The organism is Thermoanaerobaculum aquaticum, assembly GCF_000687145.1.
Lineage (GTDB): Bacteria > Acidobacteriota > Thermoanaerobaculia > Thermoanaerobaculales > Thermoanaerobaculaceae > Thermoanaerobaculum > Thermoanaerobaculum aquaticum.
Genome location: NZ_JMFG01000032.1, coordinates 1 through 18,968, shown reverse-complemented (window position 1 = coordinate 18,968; position 18,968 = coordinate 1). Strand labels below are relative to the sequence as shown.

Below are 18,968 nucleotides of genomic sequence, written 5' to 3'. Positions count from 1 at the left end.
TTTTGCGAGGCGCTGAACCGCAAGTTTGCGCAGGAGCCGGCAAAACGCGAAGACTGGCATCGCCCGGTGCCGCAGGGCATGGACCTTGCGGACATCTTCGGCTGGGAGGAGACCAGGGTCGTGAACAACGATTGGACGGTGCGCTATCACAACCGGTGGTTCCAGATTACAGGGCCCAAGGGAAGCCTGCCACCGGCCAAGAAGAACGTCACCGTCCGCCGGCGGCTGGATGGGACAGCCGGTGGACTTTGTGGAGATTCCTGGTCCTTTGCCGCGGGCCAAAGCACCGGTCGTGGTGGCATCGAGCCAGCGCAAACCCCATCGTCCGGCGCCCGATCATCCTTGGCGGCGTTGGTCGCCACCGCTCCCAAAAGCCGCAACGCCAAAGGCCAGCAACACCCCGCAAGGAGCGTGACATCCGTGAACCATAACGGCGAAACCCGGGCTGTGGAGCATGTCGCACCTATGGAAAAGCCGAAGGCTTTCCCACAGGTGCTTGGAAAACGCTCCGCGTTTCCCCCATGCCCCACAGCCCCTACGACAACCATGGGGTCATTTCTATCGAGCTTGCTATGGGGACATTTCTAAAGAGTCTTGACAGAGGATCTCCGGGATTGTCGCGAAGACTTCCCTGAGTTTTAGCTTAACGGCCGGAGGGAAGGGAAATGGACTTAATCCTGGGGGTGTTTCTTGGAGAGGACTTTCCTTTTCCGCTGTGGCACACTGGTGGACCGTGAAAGTCACCCTCTACGCGGCCGCGGACAACTGTCCCTCCCAATACCCTTTAGTTTACCTCATTCGCCCCTCGGCGCGCGTTGCCCCTGCGTTCGACAAAGTTCCAAACGGCCCCAGTGATCTTTTGCTTCCAGCTTCTTCATCTGCGGTCACAGTCGCACCAGTCCCTGCTACCTGCCTGCTGCCCGTCGCGTCGTCCGCCAAAAGGTCCTAATCTCCTCCCCAGCCGTCGCGTGCTTTCTTTCTCATAAGTAGAAACCTGCATTCCTCATTGGTAAACCAGGGGCCCAAGCCTCAGTCACGAGGGTTCCGGGGTCCGGTTACAACGCGAATGTACATCCCCGGCTCTATAAAAACCTCCGCACGGTCTCCCAAGAAGACACGTGCACGGCAGGCACGCAATGGTGTATATTACTCGACGCGGAAGGAGGGATTCATGCTGAAGGACGCTAAGATTTACGTGGCTGGCCACCGAGGTCTTGTTGGAAGCGCCCTGGTGAGAGCGCTTCAGGCAAGGAGCTACCGGAACCTCATCTTGCTGACAAGACAACAACTCGACTTAACCGATCAGCAGGCTGTCGAACGTTTTTTCTCGGAGCAAAGGCCAGAGTTTGTCTTTCTTGCTGCTGCAAAGGTCGGTGGTATCCTTGCAAACTCAACATTTCCTGCTGACTTCATACGCAATAATCTGCAGGTGCAAACTAATGTTATCGACGCTGCCTACCGCCATGGTGTAAAGAAGCTACTCTTTCTTGGCTCTAGTTGTATTTATCCTCGCTTGGCTCCCCAACCGATCAAGGAGGAGTATTTGCTCACCGGCCCGCTGGAGACCACTAACGAGGCCTACGCCATTGCCAAAATTGCTGGAATTAAGATGTGTCAGGCGTATAGACGGCAATACGGGTTTAATGCCATTAGCTTAATGCCAACCAATCTTTATGGCCCTGGCGACAACTTTGATTTAACTAGCTCGCACGTACTTCCAGCATTGATAAGGAAGTTCCACGATGGAAAGGTGCAGGGCGCTTCGGAGGTGGTGGTGTGGGGGACGGGGAAGCCACGGCGAGAGTTTCTCCATGTTGACGATTTGGCGGACGCGGCGTTGTTTCTGATGGAGCAGTACGATTCGGAGGAAATTATTAATGTCGGGTCCGGCACCGATATTTCAATCGCCGAACTCGCCGAGATGGTAGCTAATGTAGTGGGCTTTAAGGGGAAGATTGTCTTTGATCATTCGAAGCCCGACGGCACGCCTCGGAAGCTTCTGGATGTGTCGAAGTTATACGGACTTGGCTGGCGCCCAAAAATACCACTGGAGGCTGGGATTGCTGCCACATATCGCTGGTTTCTCGAGAATCAAGCTCTGGTAAGGAGTTGAAAGTGTGATGCTAATTTGTTGCAGGAAGCGGGCATCTAGCCTGGCCATGGGACCCTTGTGGCGGGGAGGCGACTTTGAGAATATTCCATCGCCCTTTGAAGGCATAGAGTTCGTTCGCATTGGGGGGTGCAACCTGGGGTTGCTCGGTTGGCTAGTTTGCAGGGCGGATTTGATGATTAGTCTTTCGAACCGCTGGAGTGATGGGTGCCTGGCGATGCGGTTAAGTTCGGGTCAAGAGCCTAGGGTTTGCGGGAGAGGTGGGATCCGTCCTGGTTTGGTTGTGGCCTTACGTTGGCCACCGGCTTCAATTCTTGGGATCCCCTGTTTCTCGATTACTGCAGACCGCACCTTGGGGCTCCTGTCTCTCCGAGACTTCATTTACGCGAACGCGACTAGGGAGCAGAATACACGTGGTCGCTGATTGCGTTGTTTGTCCTGCTGAGCGATGGGTATTTGTGGTTCTCCTTCGAGGGTGAGGGAACTTCCTTTGTCGCTAAAATGTTCTGCTTTTTTTGAATCCACGTCTCCTGGCAGGCGGAGGAGTTGTGTCGTTAGATAAAGAAGTTAAGGGTGCTGTTGAGGGGTATAAACCAGTATCAATGAATCAATGAAGGCGTGTGGCTATTATCGTGTCGGTGTGTTAATTTGAAAGCGTCGTGTTTGCGCGCCGGTGCAACTGGGAAAGGGTGAAAGGGAGAAGCCCCCCCAATGGCACGCTAGGCAACTGGGGTTGAGCGACGAATGCCAGGGGAAGAACGCGACATGTCGCCCGTTTCCAGCAACCAAGTGCGGCTGACTATTGCGCGTTACTTTTTCGGCAGCTTTAGGGAACTCCACCACCGGGAGAGGAAAGTTGCGTGGGGCTTGGGGATGAACATATCGACATGCTGAAGAGTTGTGATCGATGCAAGGTAAGAGGTTTTGTTGTCGAGGGAAAAAAACGGTGTTTAAGCGTTAGCCAGTGCTACACGTCCGGGCGGGCGCGTGTGTCAAGGGAGGGAACGGGCAATGCGATGGATTTCGCTGAGGATGGAGGGTAATTAAAGGATGCCTATTCGGGGAAATTGGATTATTAGGCGGTAATGCTTCTCTAGCTATCTAGCTTTTCAAGATCGGCTTGCCTCCTGGAAGGCGAGTGAGCAGTTGTGGGTAGCCTAGATTACACAGCTGAAGCTAGAGGAGTGAGCCCGTGGCGCGTCTGAGCCTGAATGGCCCAACGATGAAGTCGAGGGGAAATGCAGCTCTTTCCGTGCTAAGGCGCCAGACATCCAAGGGGGAGGCGCAGGAAACAGAATCTCGGTTTGCAAAACCGTGGAGCGAGGTGCGGAGTTGAGACCGCGAATACCGGAGGCTGGTACCTCAGCCAGTATGCTGGGGATACGGGCGGAGAAGGTCAAGAGGGGCAGTTTCATCCCAACGGAGGGATAACGAAGATGCGACGTTTCGGAGGAGCTGAGGTTTGGGCAAGAAAGGATCGAGTACAGTCTGAGGTTTTTCAAATAGAAGGGCGGACCTCAACTGGTTAGAGGTTTTTGGGGCTACGTTAAAGAAGGATGGTTAGCCCCTACGGAGTGCTCCAGGCAGAAATGGTGACCTATCTTAGAGACCTGAGGGTAACAAATACAACGCGAGCGGAACAAACATCTTCGAAGGGCTGCTGAGCTTATGTTCCATGGATGAGCTCGTATCCCCATGGTGATGTTTGACACTGGCACGTGACGTGAAGCGAAAACAGCAACACAAATCACAGAAGATTGGGGGAAGGTTCGGTGGCGAGGCAAGAGTGGAGGAACGCTTCGGAGGTGAGTTTGTCGGATTGGTGTTAGGCATGCTCGTGGGACGAGCCCTTGGGCTTGCTTGAGAGGGTCATGGGGTTTCATTGTCCTTCGCCGCTTCGCGCCGGCGCACCGGTGCGCCCAAGGGGTTGAAAAAGTTGCAGCTAGCTTCGTTCGACCCTACGTGTCCATCCTCAGCTCGGTACCTCTCGCACCATCGGGCCTTCCTGCCCTCTAGTAACCCGCACGGTTTTTGTGGCAGGTAAACCGACCACCACACAAGGTCGCTACCCAGGGGATGCAGGGGAGGGTGGGTCTAAGGTTGAGGAATTTCATCCGGTCCAGCTCTTTACTCTTTGAATGGTGAATGTCAGGCGAATCCGGGGCGGCTTAGTCAAGTTCGAGCTGGTCAATTCGCCAGGACAAAGGACGGAGATCCCCTTTTTGTGTGAACCAGCCTGAGGCTTTAATTTCCACGGAATGAGTTCCGGGAGGGACGGGCTTAGGCAAAGGTAAGACCCATTCGAAGGGTTCCAAATTGGAAACCACAACTTTGCCAACAGGGCTTTCGTCGATGGCCACGGTTAAGGTCAGTGGCTCTTGCATTTCGAAGGCGGGCCAACCCTTGAGACGCAGGGTATGCGCGCGTTGTTTAAGCGTCCTCAAAATGACAACGCGGGGCCCGACCCATCCATCCCACCAGGGATAAACATGATCAAGAAGGCGTAAGGTCATGGGAGATGGCCTCCCCCAGAAGGAGACTAAACGTGACCAGAAAGTTACTGGTTGCCTTGCCAACCGCTGGAGCCTCGGGATGACAACCTCTGAAAAGAGCACCTCGGGCGCTATGATGGCCGCCAACAGCGCAGGAAACCAAGATCGCACGAGCCGGCGCGACTCCCGGTATTCTCGCGCGGACGAAAGCAAGGATCGTCCACGAATACGACGGCGAATGGCGAGACTCTTGACGGGCGAGGTGTGGAGAGAGGAAAACTTTCCCTGTGAGCCCTGTGGATCTTGTTTTTCGGTTAATTTGTTTTGGTACTGGCTGAGGCTGGAAGAGCTTGAAGGGGCCACTTCGTTAAGAATCTGCAGGAGATCACTGGTGAATTTGGTCCAGGAAAATGTTGAGACTCTAGCTCTTCCTTTCTTAATTAACTCATTGCGTTGCTCTGGATCCGTCATAATCACACGAATGGCATCCGCCCATGCCCTTGCATCCAGGGGATCTGCTATCAATGCAGCGGGACCCGCGATTTCTGGCAAGCAGGTGGCGGAGCTGCAGATTACAGGGCAATCACAGGCCATCGCCTCAAGTAAGGGAAATCCAAATCCCTCAAACAGCGACGGATACACCAGTGCCAATGCGCCCTCAAAAAGCGCTGGCATTTCGTGGGAGGGGCGATACCCTAGCCAGCGCACCTCGCGCTCCAGCTTCAAATCGCGTACGGACTTAAGGAATTCCGAATGTGCAGCCCGTGGGCGCCCGGTGCAGACCAAAGCTGGGGTATGGCCAAGCTCGGACTTGAGGAGAGCTAGGGCCTCAACCAGAGTTCGATGGTTTTTGTGGGGCCAAGTGTGGGCAGGGTAAAGAAGATACGTCCCCGGGATAAGACCTAACCTAGAAAGAACCTGCTCCTGTTGGCCTCGCCATGGACTTCCCGACTCAAAAGCCGGGTCTGTCGCAGGGTAAACGGTTGTGATCTGTTCTGGTGCGAACCCGAAACGGTCCAGGAGAGTTTGTCGCGTGAATTGGGACAATGCGCAAATATGAGCGGCGTGGCGTAGCGAGCGGCCGAAATGATATTGGCGCTCAATAAGCTCCTGATGGTCAAACAGCTCGGGAAAGTACTCATGCTGAATATCCAGGACGACCACGACGTAGGGACGGTCCATCAGGTCGGAATGTATAAAGGCATTTAGAGATAACGCTTTTTCCCCAGGAACTCGCTTCCGTGGATTGCGTCCTAGCCACCGTTGTAAGACTTGAGAAGGGCCGTTCACGTTTACGAGTTGCACATTGGGGCATTGGGGAATCTCCAACGAGTACCGATTCGTCGCGGTAACGCAGAAAGTATAGCGGTTTTGACAATCCATTTGGAAAAGAGACTGCAAAAAGCACCTAACAAGTGTCTCACTGCCCCCCATCCACCCCGGATGAAACCAGTGTAAGTCAATGGCGAGATGCATGGTATGGCCTACAAGTCTCTTTCAGAAAAAAGGTTAGTGTCTTCGATCCGAAATGCCAGCGGCCTAGAGACAAGATCCACGATAAAGCGTGAAAAGGAAAGGTAGATTCTGGTGGGTCCGGAGGATTCTATCTTTATTGGAATTGACAGTTCTTCGTTTGCTGGCAAGTGGTGTTCGTGCCAGGATGATCCGGAGACCCGAAGCTTTAGGGTCATTGGCACGGGCGCCCTCCCTTGCAGGTAGTAGGCTTGCCCCACTGCGGGATGCGGTAGGTATATCTGGGCGAGGGGAGCGAGCCAACCATCCGGCCAGAAGCCGAACACGCGACGCCGGCGGTTTGTCCGTGGAAAAGTCTTTGCAATGCGCCAGTGAAGTCCGTAGTAAGCCAGAGGATGATTGTGGGCCAGCCAATTTAAGAACCTTTTGTGGAGGGAACCCAATCTAATGGTAATGGGCCGAAGCCGGTAGTGATAGAGCCAGTGGTGGACTGCTACGACCAAAGGATAGAAACCTGGAAGCTTTCCGAGCCAGTACAGTCCCGGCGGCTGGTTGTTCGATAATCTGTGATGCCACAAGCCCCAAAAGTAGTTTTTGTCAACGTATCCGCCGTATTGCTGGCAGACCTTGAAAATTTCTCTGTAAAAAGGCAGTCGAGCGGAAAGCGTTTTTGTCTCAGGATATAAGCGAGAAGCGGCCAGAACGTCGGGTACGTGGGCAATCCGGCCACCGGCCCTATCGATTCTCAGCCAATATTCGTAATCCAGGGCGTAGTGAAGCTCCTCGTTGAAGGGCCCGACGAGGTCAGCAATCCTGCTGCGCCAAAAAGCCGCTGGTTGGCAGATGCAGCAATCCTGCATCAGGCGCGAGAACGAGTACTCAGCTGTCGGATACATTCCGATGATTCGATCCTCCTCGTCGATATAAAACGCTTGTCCGTAAACGAGGTCCCAATCGGGATGCTGTTGGAAGACTCGGACAACTGTTTCGACAGCGTTGGGCAAAAGACAGTCATCTGAATTAAGATAAGCCCTAATTGAGCCGCGGGTTTGAGCGAAGCCTTTGTTGATCGCGTGGGCCTGACCCCTGTCTGGCTCCGACACCCAACGAAAACGGGAACCATAAGACCTCAAGAGTTCCACGGAGCCGTCGGTGGATCCTCCATCGATCACGACGTATTCAATATGAGGATAATTTTGGCTCAGCACACTTTCAATGGTTCGTTTGAGGAAGCGGGCTTGGTTAAACGAAGGGGTGACTATTGAAACAAGCGGGGCACTATTGGTGGAAACGACAAGTTGATCTGAGACTGCCCTGCCGGCGACGCGACGACAGGCCTTCATCAGATTGTCTGCCGATTGGGCCCAAGAGAACTGGTTGACACGCACCTTTCCTTTTTCGATCATCGCCTTCCGCAGTTCAACGTCCTCCACGATTTGCGCCATCGCATCCGCCATGGCCGCTACATTCAGCGGGTCGGCCGTAAGAATTGCGTCTCCGCCCACTTCCAGAAGGCTTGGCAACGGGCTGCAGATAACGGGTGTGCCAAGATCAAATGCCTCCAACAGGGGAATGCCAAAGCCCTCATAAAGAGAAAAGAACACCAGGGCTTGCGCGCGTTTGAGCAGCGCATACAGAAACGACGGGCGCACAAAACCTAGATGACGTACGGGCAAACCCGAAAACTCCGCCCTTAACTCAGCCCACCCTGTTGGATCTCCAGTGAGGAAAAGTTCAATATCCCGAGCCTTCCGTTTATGGAAAACCGCAAACGCTTGCAGGATCCTTCGGTGATTCTTGTGGGGCCAGAGGTTTGCTGGATACAAGAAGAACTTCCTCTCGAGTAGGGCTATTTCCTGAACGGTGAGCGGGTCAGAAATGGAGTCGAAAAGGGAAATTGGAGACGCGGGGCCCATAAGGAAAATGTCTCGGCACTCGGTCCATGGATGCTGCCGAAGTGTCTCCCGCGTAAACTCCGTCAGCGTCCCGATAGCGCCAGCAAGGGTCAACGCCTGGTGGAACGCAACCCTTCTCGAGCGAAGTACCTGCGCGGGAAAAAACTCGGGGTGGTCTTCGTGCTGGATGTCCGGAATGAAAAAGATCTGCCGTTGGAATGGAAAGGACAGCTGATCCTCCACGGGGTAAGAACGAAAGAGAATACCGATCCCATCTTTGGAAGCAATTTCGCTGAGTTGCGAATAAAACCCAGAGATGGGGAGGGTCAACATGCGAACGTTAGCGGGGACGCGTTTAATCAACGACCTGTTGAATGGCGTAGCAAACACGGTGAAGCTATCACTGGCGTGGTTCGCAAACAATGCTTCGAGTACGCCTTTTAGCACTAAGTTTATACCGCCTGTCGGTCCTGGGGCCAATGGTCTGAGATCTATCCCAATATGCATACCGTTCACCCTTGTGATAGTGCCTAATGATCAGCAAAAACGCCACAATACTTCGAAAGAAGGATGGATTCATCACGAAATGGCCCTTCTTTTTCTCCACCAGAGAAAACGCCGTAACAGGGATAGCCATTTGTGCTTAGAAGGGGGCGGGAGAGTAGCAGGTGGTGGTGCGGGGGTCTCTGGAAACCCATCCGGACGGGCACCATACTGCCAGAGCAGTTGCGCTGTTGAAGCCCAAAACCGCTCAAGTTCGTTCAGGAAAGAAGGTGGGAATGTTTCCGGGAGCTGCCTGGAATAACGGTGCAACGTATCGAGGAAATAACAGAGAACACCTGGGGTGATTGGGAGACCAGAATGCAGCTCGGCGATTCTGCGCAACTCTTCAACTCTTGGAAATCCGCCCTGGATAGACTTAGTATCTTCGTATTCTCTGATGGCTGCCAATTTTGCTGGGACCGGTTCTGGAGGTGCGCTTGCGGATAACCGAATCCAGAGATCGGTGTCTAAGCCGTAGTGCAAATCGGTATTGAGCCCCTTGATTTCCACGAGAAAGCGGCGATTGATAAAGGTAGCCTGCTGCATGATGTAGTTAAGTCCAAAGAGGAGCGCTTCACGATTGAAGGTATGCGTTCCCGGCGGGAAAAAAGCGCGGATTGGTCGGCCATGGATGTCCACGCGATAGCCATCCCCGAAGTAAAAAGAGGCGTTAGGATTGTGCGTGTAGATTTGGGCAACAGTTGAGAAAGCGCCGGGTAGGTAAAAGTCGTCGGCGTTTAACCAAGCTACCAGGTCACCGGTGGCGTGCGCAAATCCTTTATTGATAGCGTGACTTTGCCCGTGGTCTGGCTCGCTTACCCAGAAAGCGAGTTGCGATTCGTACTTTCGGATGATAGCAACACTGTTATCGGTGGAGCCTCCGTCGATGATGATGTATTGAACATGAGGATATTCCTGCTGAAGAACTGAAAGGATACACTGTTCGAGAAATTCGCCTTTGTTGTACGATGGGGTGATTACGCTGATTGTGGGAAGACTGTCCATTGGCATGTGGTTTTACCTCCTACCTACCTAGGGAACCTATTCCGGTTTGCGTAAATGAGCCTCGCCCATGGCGACCTCGTTTCATTTCCAGCCTCCTGCAAAGCAATCGTGTGGAACTCAAAGCTCGTGTCAACGTGGCCCCACGCGCTATTATAACCCTAGAGGTGCAGACCTTGCAAGGTCCACGTTTTCCTGCATGGCTTGTGCAAGAAATCGGTAGGTGGTACCGGTGTCGGGAAATTGGTTTTAGGCCTGATGGGACGCAGGAGGGGGTGCGATGGGCGACGCGCCTGGCTTGGTAGTGATTGAACGGCCCGAAAGTGTTGGAGGGATGGAATGGTATGCTGAGAGGGGTTTGGCTGACGGGCCGGTAAGACGACTTGAGACCCGAGCTTTGCTATTGGTAGCCGAGAAGCGTTCGGGGATCGCCGGGTCGGAAGATTCGAGATACGTTTCCAAACACTGCTGGCGGCCGAGAGGAGGTCTTTATGGTTTGCACTCGAACCTTTTGAAGTAGTATGGGAGTACCGTGGGCTGTCTGGAGAAAGGGTGAAATGAGCCTCCTGCCTCTCCTGCTCGGCGAGAGGTGGGGGCGGTGCTCAGGAAATCTCCTGCTCTCCCTTTGCAATTGGCTTTGCGGGTCTCTGCGTAGGTCTCGACCCTAGTTCTGGAACGGAAAGAAAAAGGGCCCCAGGGCGAGGGCTGGTCACAACCACGGGCTTCCCGTCCGGAGCCGTGGATTATAGAGGGAGACAACTGCTGAGCGGCGAGGGTAGCCGCTTCCGTGGGCCGGAACGGCACTGGTGGGCCTCCAGCGAAAAGGGGGTAAGCCGGAGGCCGGCCCTCTTGGGCCTGCAAGCGCGCATTCTTGATGGAGGTTCTGGAGCGCAGGGCGTTAGCTCGGTTAAAAAGGTACCCTAAAAGGGTACTGTACACGCGTCTAACTCTCGGGTAGGTTCAGAGGGTGGGGATAGACGCGAAAGGCTGCGCAGCGATGGGGGCGAGCCAAACCGGCATGGGGGCGAGAAAAGTGAGAAAGCATGGTCTGTGTGTTTGGGACCGGGCGGAAAGGTCGGGCCAAGGCCCGGGAAGTGCGCACGTCGAGCGAAAAGGTCACGAATATTTTTGGTGTCCTTCCCCTGGAGGTGCGATGTGCAGTCGGGGAGATTGCAGGCAAGAGTATGTAACGCATGACCATCAACCTAAGAAAAGCGGCTTCAAAGCATTTTCCAGCCTGCTGTTGCGAGAACGGCTCTATCAACGCAAGGGCAAGGAGCGAAGAATAGCTGGCACCGTTAATGAGGGTGTAGCGCTAACCGGGGGGCACATTGCCTGCCTTGGCTTCGCCGGCCTTGGGGCGCTGCTTCTCGCAGCTACACGGCTGTAAGGCGGTGTGAGTGCAGCGTTGGAAAAGGCGCGTATTGACGTGGCCGTGGCCCCGAGGATTTTGACGGTGGCGCTATGCCGGGATCATCTTACCGCTGCTCAACTTCAGTTGAGTGCAACTCCTGTTGGGCCATCGTCTTAAAGGTTCGGGGATGCCAGTACGGTGAGGGTGGCTCCTTTGCAAGTGCCAACACCTATTGACGGAACCCTTTGCCCTCATCTACACTTGATCTCAGAGAAGGGATGGACTAAGAACGTGCTTGGAATTGTTTGGAGACCCTTCCGGAAAAACCGGAGCGATGACAGGAGCAGCAAGGGAGAGAGGAAATTCTGCTCCACGGAAGGCCGTTTTTGGGTTTGGTGCTTAGGGTATTGGTATTTCGGGTTTGGTTTTCTGGTGTGGCTGGGGCCGGCAGCTATGGGGTGGGGTGGGAGCCGTAGGTTGGGCTGGGCAGGGCCACGGTGGGCGAGCTGATGGGGGCTTCGGGTGGAAAAGGGGGTCAGTTTGCTGGTGGTGGGTGGGGTCAGGGGTGGTGTGGGCCGAGGTGAAGTAAGGTGAACGCCTCCTCCTTCAGAAGGGTGGTTCTTCCCGGTCCTGGGGGGCGCGGACATCTTTGGTTTGGGTGGCAAAAGAGGCGGTTCAGCGAGGGGTGGGGGGTGGGTAGTGGCGGAGGTAGGAGGTCCGTAGCTGATCGAACAGCAGGGGCGGTTGTTTGGGCAGGGTCGTTGGGGTACGGCGTGGGATTTCCGAAGGTTGCCGGGTTGGAAGGGATTTACGGGGGTTTGGGAAAGTGGGGGTGGGTGGGGAGGGGTGTTTCGCTTTTGGGGTTGGGGGTTGGTGCTAAGGGCCTGGGGTCTCGGGCTCCGCCATGGTGGTGAGGTGTGGGAGGCTCTGAACGAGGCAGCTTTGAAGTGAGCGGCATCACGTGTGTTGCTATGGAGCGACCCGGCTTGGGTGGGGGATGGTCATGAGGGCCTCCCCGGCACCCCGTGAGAGCCGGGTGACCAAGAAAGGAGGTTGACGATGAGAAGAGTTAGCGTGGTTAGGATGGTGGCCATTTCGGCTGTGCTGAGCCTGCAGGCGGTGGGGACTTTGCACGCCAATGCGCCACAACAGACGAACGAGGTGAAGGTCACGGAGACGCGTGAGCGAGAAAGGGTGAGCTGGCAGCTGAGCCGGGGCTTCGAGAGGGTGGTGCTCAAGGTATTTGGTTCCTCGGGGCTGGTGCTTGAACGGGAGTTTACGGCTGGAAGTAGCTTGACCTACGATCTGCGGGACGCCCAGGATAAGATCTTGGCGGATGGTGAGTATCACTACGAACTGTGGGTTTACCCGAAGGTTGATGCGGATGTGCGGCGGGCCCTAACCCGTGCTCAGCAGAGCCAGGACCAGGCTGGCGTGGAAGCTGTGGAGAAAGACAGGCCTCGGCCTATCCCGTTCGTGCAGACGGGTTCTTTTGCGGTTGAGGCGGGAAGGCTCCAGATTCCTGCGGCTTCTGAGGGCGAGGGGCGTCCTGCGGTACCGGGTGCTCAAACGCAGGATATTCAGGTCCACGCTCTGGCGTTTAACGCTACGGATTGGTATGTGAACAACTCAATTGGGGTTGGTTCTGACGTTGCAGCGGAGGTGCAGGACTTGACGGTTATAAAGTCGTGGCCAGACGTCTTCATCAAAGGGACTGCTTCTTGCGTCGATTACGTTGAATGTCCTGGCCTCTGGTTTGGCCATAGCGCTTCGGCTTCCGAGGGCCTCGGCATTTACTCCACTCAACCGGCTACCGGGCAATTTGATCTTCGGTTTATTAATGCCGGTGTGGATCGAATGACCATTGCCGCCAACGGAAAGGTCGGCGTGGCAACCACGGCCCCCTATGAGAATCTTACGGTCCTAGGCACGGTAGGGTTCAAGGACGGAACCACCCCGATGTTGAGGCTGGGAGAAAGCTGCTGCGCCTCCAACAGCCGAATGGTACTCTCCCATAGCTCCAGCTTCCCTGATTGGGGGATCTTTTACGACGATGGCAACGACAAAATTTATTTTCAGCAGAACGCTGTAATGAGATTCTTCACCGCGGATTTCAACAGTCTCAGGCTTGGCATCAACACGACCAGCCCGGTGGCTGACTTGCATATTGCCCCGAAGGACACGACTGCTAGCCCCCAGTTGGCTATGAGCTCACTGGCGGCAAATGCCGGTCGTTATCCGAACATCCGCTTTTTTGATGGCACGACCCCGAAGGGGCAGTTGATTTCTGACATTTCCACTGGACGGTTCGTTTTCGACTACAACGGTCCGGGTGGTGGTAACTTTGCGGTTCGTCGGGTGCTGGACAACGACACGCAGATTGTGATCTTTGGAGACCCGAGTGGCAATATCGCCTTTGGTGGGACGACGGTGCAATCGGGTGCTCGGGTGACTGTTAACGGGAATTTGCATGTGAACGGCAGCATCACCAAGACAGGAGCGGGTGAGATCGTGGTGATGCAGAATGGGGACCGCGAGATTCAATACAGCGTGTCGGTTGGGCCTGAGATTGGTACCTACGTGCGAGGGACCGCTGAACTGGTGAATGGAGAGGCTATCATTGAGCTGCCGGAACACTTTGCTCAGTCGACGGAAGCCGAGGGTTTGACCGTGCATCTGACGCCGATTGGGGGTTGGCACCGTTTGTTTGTTTCCGAGCAGTCCAATCATCGGGTTGTGGTGCGGGACGAGGATGGCTGTTCGGGGGTTCAATTCAACTATTTGGTGCAGGGCATTCGCAAGGGGTATAAGGACTTTTCGGTGGTACGGGACTCTCATTCGGAGAACTGACAAGAGTGGGGCGCGCCCCCACCAGGGGCGCGCCCCTTGTTTCCGGAACTGTGCCACCTCTGAAAACTTGCCGCCTTTGGGCGGTTTTCATTTAAGACACCCCGAGACGTAAGGGAATGCGTGGTGGGCCTAATAGCGGCTAACCGCCATTGTCTTACCGGCCTTCGGTTAGCGATTAGAGACTTACCAGGAACTGTGACTTCCATATTTCCATGGAGCTGCGGGACACCAACCGTTTGGTGGCGGCCACCGAACCACCGCGAGCAAGAAAAGGGAACAAAGACACCGATGCAGGCTTGGGACCCGTGCCGGAAGCGAGGTCCGATTATCGATGCTTCAAAATCAGGGGATCGGGCCACCGCGAGGATCGCCCCAGCGGTTTTCGAAGAGCCAGGGCGAGTCGGACGCCCAGAGGACTCCATCCAAGAACAAGGACCTTCAAAAAGGTCCAACTAACAGGCCAGGGCCGTAACCGCCAGCCAGCGAGGGCGTACCGTCGAGCTCCAATCAGGTCGTCTGCCCAGAACAACCAGTTGGCCGCGAGATAGAAAACGTTGCTCATTGCGCCGATCTTCAGCGCCCGAATCCCATCCGGGAGATTGGGCCGCCGGAAAAAGTCCTCGTACACCTTAACGATCTCCGAAGACATCGCGCGCAAGCCTCGAACCGATTTTGCCCCTTTGTGCCACCGATAAGCCGCCCACCGATGGGGAACATAGGCAACCCGGTGTTCAAGGCCAAGGCGAAGCCAGAATTCAAAGTCCATCGCATAATGCAGGTTTTCGTTCAAAAAACCCACGCTTTCCAGGACTCTCCTCCTTAAGAAAACCGAGGGCTGAGGAACAAAATTCTCCGCCCGGAGCAAGAGTTCTGCGTGATCCCAGGGGCGCGCAGGGTAGCTGCCAATAATATTTCCCGAGATGTCAATAAAATCGCAATTCCCGTATACCATATCCACCTCTGGTCGCGACTGAAGAAAACTGACGGCTTCTCTAATAGCCCCGGGGCGATAAAGGTCGTCAGCATTGAGCCAGGCAATGATCTCTCCTTCGGCCATGCGCCAGCCCTTGTTAATGGCCGCCGCCTGTCCGCGATCTGGCTCCGACACCCAGCGGACATATGGAGTTCGTTTCTTAAGGAACGAGAGTGTCTTGTCCGTGGATCCTCCGTCCACCACAAGATAATCGATATGGGGATAGTCCTGCCCAAGCACCGAGTCGATAGCCTCCTGAATAAACTGACCCGAATTGAGCGAAGGTGTAACTACTGAAACAACAGGCCATTGCATGGTCCTAACCGACATCCTCCAAGTTTAGTGTATCGCCTGAGGTATTGCTACGCGAGGGTGACTGGGCATCTTTAAAAATGTCCCAAGAGTGGCTTCAGACAGGAAGGTTCCTATGGTGGGGGTCGAGGCTATGGTGTTAAGGGAAAAGGCGCAGCCGGGTCCAAGCCCCCGGCCGGAATGCCGGGCGGATTTTGAGGAAAGCGGTACTATGGTGCCCAGCCTTTTTCCGAGGCGATGGCGTTCATTGTTGGCAAGATGGTGTGGCTGTGGGGTTGGCCAGGTGGTCCGGTGGGTCGTTGCCGCCGGCAACCATCCGTGTTCTCATCGAACAGCCAAGCAAAACCGCGCCCGGGAACGTCTCCCATCACAGCGGGCAGGACGTACTTCCTGTCATCCCTAAACTCCTCATGCTTTGCCATTCTCCGCCAGCTGCTCTTCACTACCTCGCCAGGTTTGGGGTGGTAAGCGTGCCCGATGCGCTAACCCGCCGGCGGCACCCCGCCGATACCGCCTGTACACCTCCTTCGCCTGGGAGGAGTTAGGAAGCAACCGTAGGAAGCTTCGCCTCCCTGGAGCCCTCCTTCCCCTGTGCGACCATCTCCATTTCCAGAGACCTTACTTCCCTCAAGTCCCCATTGCCACCCCACGCCTGGCTATGCAGCTTTACACCCAGTGTATCGCGCACCTCTAACGAGTTCTTTTTGGGAGGTGATTGGGGAGCGAGGCAAGGTGAAGCCAAAGCTTCGCAAGCGAAAGGGTAGTATGTGATAGGATCACGGGCGTGGGGGTGCTAAGTGGGGGCTCGCCCTTTCGATCGGAGGAGTCAATGGCGTTTGTAGGAACTTCGGAACGGCAAAGCTCCCATAGGTCAACGCCAGGCTCGCAGTTGACGCCCTGGCAAGTTTTACGGAACTTGTGGCGGTACCGGCAGCTGATCTACCAACTCACGGTCCGCGAGATCCGTCAACGAACGAGAGGTTCCTTTCTAGATCTCCTGTGGTTCGTTCTAACGCCTCTCCTCGTTATGACTGTTTACACCCTTGCCTTCTCTTGGGTCTTGAAAGTTCGGTGGGATTCCGCAGGTACTCCGGGGGCGCCGGGGAGCTATGCCCTGATACTCTTTTCAGGTTTGATTCCATTTAACGTGCTGGCGGATATCTTTGCTCGTGGGCCCACGTTGGTGCTAAGGGAGCCCGGCTTCGTCAAGCGGGTCCGCTTCCCCTTGGAGGTTTTGCCGGTTGTGGCCGTGGCTGCGACCTTGTTCCAATCACTTGTTTATGCTCTCGTCCTTTTGGCCGCCGACCTTCTTTTGCGGAACCAGGTCTCGTCCACGGTATTGCTACTGCCGATGACTTATATTCCGCTCGTGCTACTAAGCCTTGCCATTGGCTGGTTTCTTGGATCGGTGGGAGTCTATGTCCGGGATATCGGCGCTTTCAGTGGACTTTTACCGCAGCTTCTCTTTTTCCTCACACCCATAGCCTTTCCTCTAAGTGCAGTTCCTGAGTCCCTGCGCGTCGTTTTTTTGATGAACCCACTTACAACAATTGTTGAGGACTTTCGTGGGGTGATCCTGTTTGGGAAAGCCTTGCCCTGGGGCCGCTGGGTGGTTTTGACAGGCTCTTCAGCTGTGTTTGCCTGGTTAGGATATGTGTGGTTTGCAAAGACGAAGAAAGGCTTCGCTGAAGTACTTTAGGTGCCGATGCGGAGGAGGTTTACCTTTGGGTCAATGCGTGGCGAGCGTGGAGAGTGACGATGTCCGATATAATTGCCGATGACATAGCTGTATCAGTTCGCGACCTGGGTAGAGTGTACCGTCTTTATGCGCGTCCGCAAGATCGGCTAAAGCACTCCTTATTGTGGCGATTTGGCCGTAAATACGGCTGTGAGTTCTGGGCTCTGAGAAATGTATCGTTTGATGTTCGAAAGGGAGAGACATTCGGAATTATCGGGCGTAACGGGGCTGGGAAAAGCACGCTCTTGCAAATAATTGCAGGTATCCTGGAGCCTACTGTCGGCCAGGTAATCATTAGGGGTCGCGTGGCTTCTCTTCTTGAGCTTGGTAGTGGCTTCAATCCTGAATTCACGGGCCGCGAGAACATCTTGTTAAACGGGGCTATTCTTGGACTGTCACGGGCTGAGGTCAAGGAGCGCGTTGAGGAGATCATTGCCTTTGCTGACATAGGGTCTTTCATTGACCAGCCTGTGAAGCTGTATTCATCTGGAATGCTTATGCGGCTTGCCTTTGCTGTGGCAACGCATGTTGAGGCTGATGTGGTGGTTATTGACGAGGTTCTTGCAGTTGGGGATGTCTTTTTCAGACAAAAGTGTTACCAGCGGCTGGAGAGACTCCGGCAACGAAAGGTGACCGTCCTGATGGCTTCACACGCTATGACTGAGGTGGAGCAATTTTGCAACCGGGCTATTTTGCTTGACAAAGGTCAGGTAGTCTTTCAGGGGACGGCCTCCGAGGCAGTGAAGCGTTACTATCTTTTGGAACAGCTCGACCGGACTCCAACCCTTTCTGAGGCAGTTTCGCCGGACCACGACACCTCAGCTCAGCAGCTGTCGCCAGGACCACCTCCATGGCCCACGTCGAAAGCCTTTTTAGACTTGAGTAAGGTACACCAAGTAAGCGACGGGTCAGCCATTTGCACGGGTGTGGCTTTGACAAATAGCTCAGGGAAGCCGACTAGGGTCTTCGCGCAGGGAGAGGTTGCGTTCTTCCATTCGGAGTTTGAACTTTTGCGAGATATTGAGGTCCCAATCGGCGGCGTAGTCATCCAAAATGACAAAGGAATTCATGTGCATGGGAAAAACACTTTACAGTATGGTAGTCGTGTGCCAAGGTGTGTGCCTAGGGGAAGTCGCCTTCGCTTCTCTCAACAGATTACCCTCGCGTTGCAACCCGGCGAGTACACCTTTGAAGTAGGGCTTGCGACCATCTCTGGTCGGGTTTACGATCGACTTAAAGACTTGACCCATCAGGAGCTCCGTGACCACGTTTTTCGCCTTTGTCATTTGTCTCAGGTCGGTCCATTTCGCGTGACATGGAGGGTCGAATGGGATACCACCCAGTTAACCCATCACGGTGTCGCTGACCTACCGGGAGAGTGTGAGGTGTGGTTCATCCCACCTTCGGGGTCGGACCTCGACAAAACTAACTCTGACGCCGAGTGTCGAGGAACGACGTCTGTTGGGGAGAGAGATAAATGCAGGAACCGAGCCTAACCTCAGCGGGCTATCCGTCACCGACGTGGCCCACGATTTTTCACGTGACGCACTGGAAGGCCGGTTCGCAATGGATTTACAGAATTTTACTCGATTGTTGCGCCGATCGCATTGTCCCCCCAGAGCTCGAGAACGCGCAGTTCTTGAAGAAGCCGATTGAATCGGGAAAAGTGTATCCGACGGTGTACGTCACTAGGGACGAGTACTTCAGCGTGGACCTTCCTGAGCATTCCTACCGCTTTGTGGTTATCAGGGATTTACGGGATACATTGGTGTCGGCATACTTTAGCATCAGATTCAGTCATCCTACAATCTCTCCTTACCTCGAAGAGCAGCGAAATATCTTAAATTCTATCTCTTTTGAGGACGGGCTTTTGTATCTGATGGACGAGTTCCTTCCCGGCTGCGCTGCCATAGTCAGTTCGTGGGTTGACTCTGGAGAGCGAGTGATTCGCTACGAAGATCTTTTGGAGCGGGACGTCCAGATATTGGAATCCGTTCTTCTGGACAAATGCCACCTGCCTGTCTCGCGTGAGCGGCTTCGCGAGGCAGTGGAAGCAAATCGCTTCGAGCGAATTACCGGCGGGCGCCCGAGGGGGCAGGAGGATGTGATGGCTCACGAGCGAAAGGCAGTCCCAGGTGATTGGAAAACTTATTTTACCCCTCGAGTAACTGAAGCTTTCAAGGAACGTTACGGGATAGTGTTGGTAACCAGTGGTTATGAGAGGGA

9 protein-coding genes and 1 pseudogene are annotated in these 18,968 nt (G+C 54.8%); 6 read left to right on the top strand and 4 right to left on the bottom strand.

The window, feature by feature from the left end; all coding sequences use genetic code 11:
* Positions 1-588: pseudogene (locus EG19_RS13750) on the top strand (hypothetical protein); the annotation flags it as partial.
* A gap of 583 nt (positions 589-1,171) precedes the next feature.
* Positions 1,172-2,113: a GDP-L-fucose synthase gene (gene fcl / locus EG19_RS10580; RefSeq protein ID WP_038050244.1), complete on the top strand. Its 942-nt coding sequence runs from the start codon at positions 1,172-1,174 to the stop codon at positions 2,111-2,113.
* 2,165 nt (positions 2,114-4,278) lie between these two features.
* Here the strand turns inward: fcl and EG19_RS13230 are convergent.
* The 3 genes from EG19_RS13230 to EG19_RS12880 form a co-directional block, all read right to left on the bottom strand.
* A complete protein-coding gene (locus EG19_RS13230) occupies positions 4,279-5,784 on the bottom strand; it encodes a glycosyltransferase family 4 protein (RefSeq protein ID WP_161685569.1) in 1,506 nt (501 codons plus the stop codon).
* 302 nt (positions 5,785-6,086) lie between these two features.
* Positions 6,087-8,417, bottom strand: coding sequence for a glycosyltransferase (locus tag EG19_RS12885; RefSeq protein ID WP_161685566.1), 2,331 nt, complete (start codon positions 8,415-8,417; stop codon positions 6,087-6,089).
* A 132-nt stretch (positions 8,418-8,549) separates the two neighbouring features.
* The gene (locus EG19_RS12880; protein ID WP_053335223.1) at positions 8,550-9,524 is read right to left on the bottom strand and encodes a glycosyltransferase family 2 protein; all 975 of its coding nucleotides are present in this window, start codon (positions 9,522-9,524) and stop codon (positions 8,550-8,552) included.
* Between the two features lie 2,428 nt (positions 9,525-11,952).
* On the opposite strand from EG19_RS12880, the gene EG19_RS10560 reads away from it, so the two are divergent.
* Positions 11,953-13,719, top strand: coding sequence for a hypothetical protein (locus tag EG19_RS10560; protein ID WP_152544039.1), 1,767 nt, complete (start codon positions 11,953-11,955; stop codon positions 13,717-13,719).
* A gap of 325 nt (positions 13,720-14,044) precedes the next feature.
* Here the strand turns inward: EG19_RS10560 and EG19_RS10555 are convergent, their stop codons facing one another.
* On the bottom strand, positions 14,045-15,022 hold the full coding sequence (locus EG19_RS10555; RefSeq protein WP_053335222.1) for a glycosyltransferase family 2 protein: 978 nt from the start codon (positions 15,020-15,022) through the stop codon (positions 14,045-14,047).
* 811 nt (positions 15,023-15,833) lie between these two features.
* Between EG19_RS10555 and EG19_RS10550 the strand changes: the two genes are divergently transcribed.
* The 3 genes from EG19_RS10550 to EG19_RS10540 form a co-directional block, all read left to right on the top strand.
* Entirely contained in the window at positions 15,834-16,703 is an 870-nt protein-coding gene (locus EG19_RS10550; protein WP_053335221.1) for an ABC transporter permease, read from the top strand.
* A gap of 59 nt (positions 16,704-16,762) precedes the next feature.
* Positions 16,763-18,238 (top strand): ABC transporter ATP-binding protein, encoded by a 1,476-nt coding sequence (locus EG19_RS10545; protein ID WP_081800115.1) that lies wholly within the window; start codon positions 16,763-16,765, stop codon positions 18,236-18,238.
* A gap of 44 nt (positions 18,239-18,282) precedes the next feature.
* A partial coding sequence (locus EG19_RS10540) for a sulfotransferase domain-containing protein (protein ID WP_161685563.1) occupies positions 18,283-18,968 on the top strand: 686 nt, incomplete at its 3' end.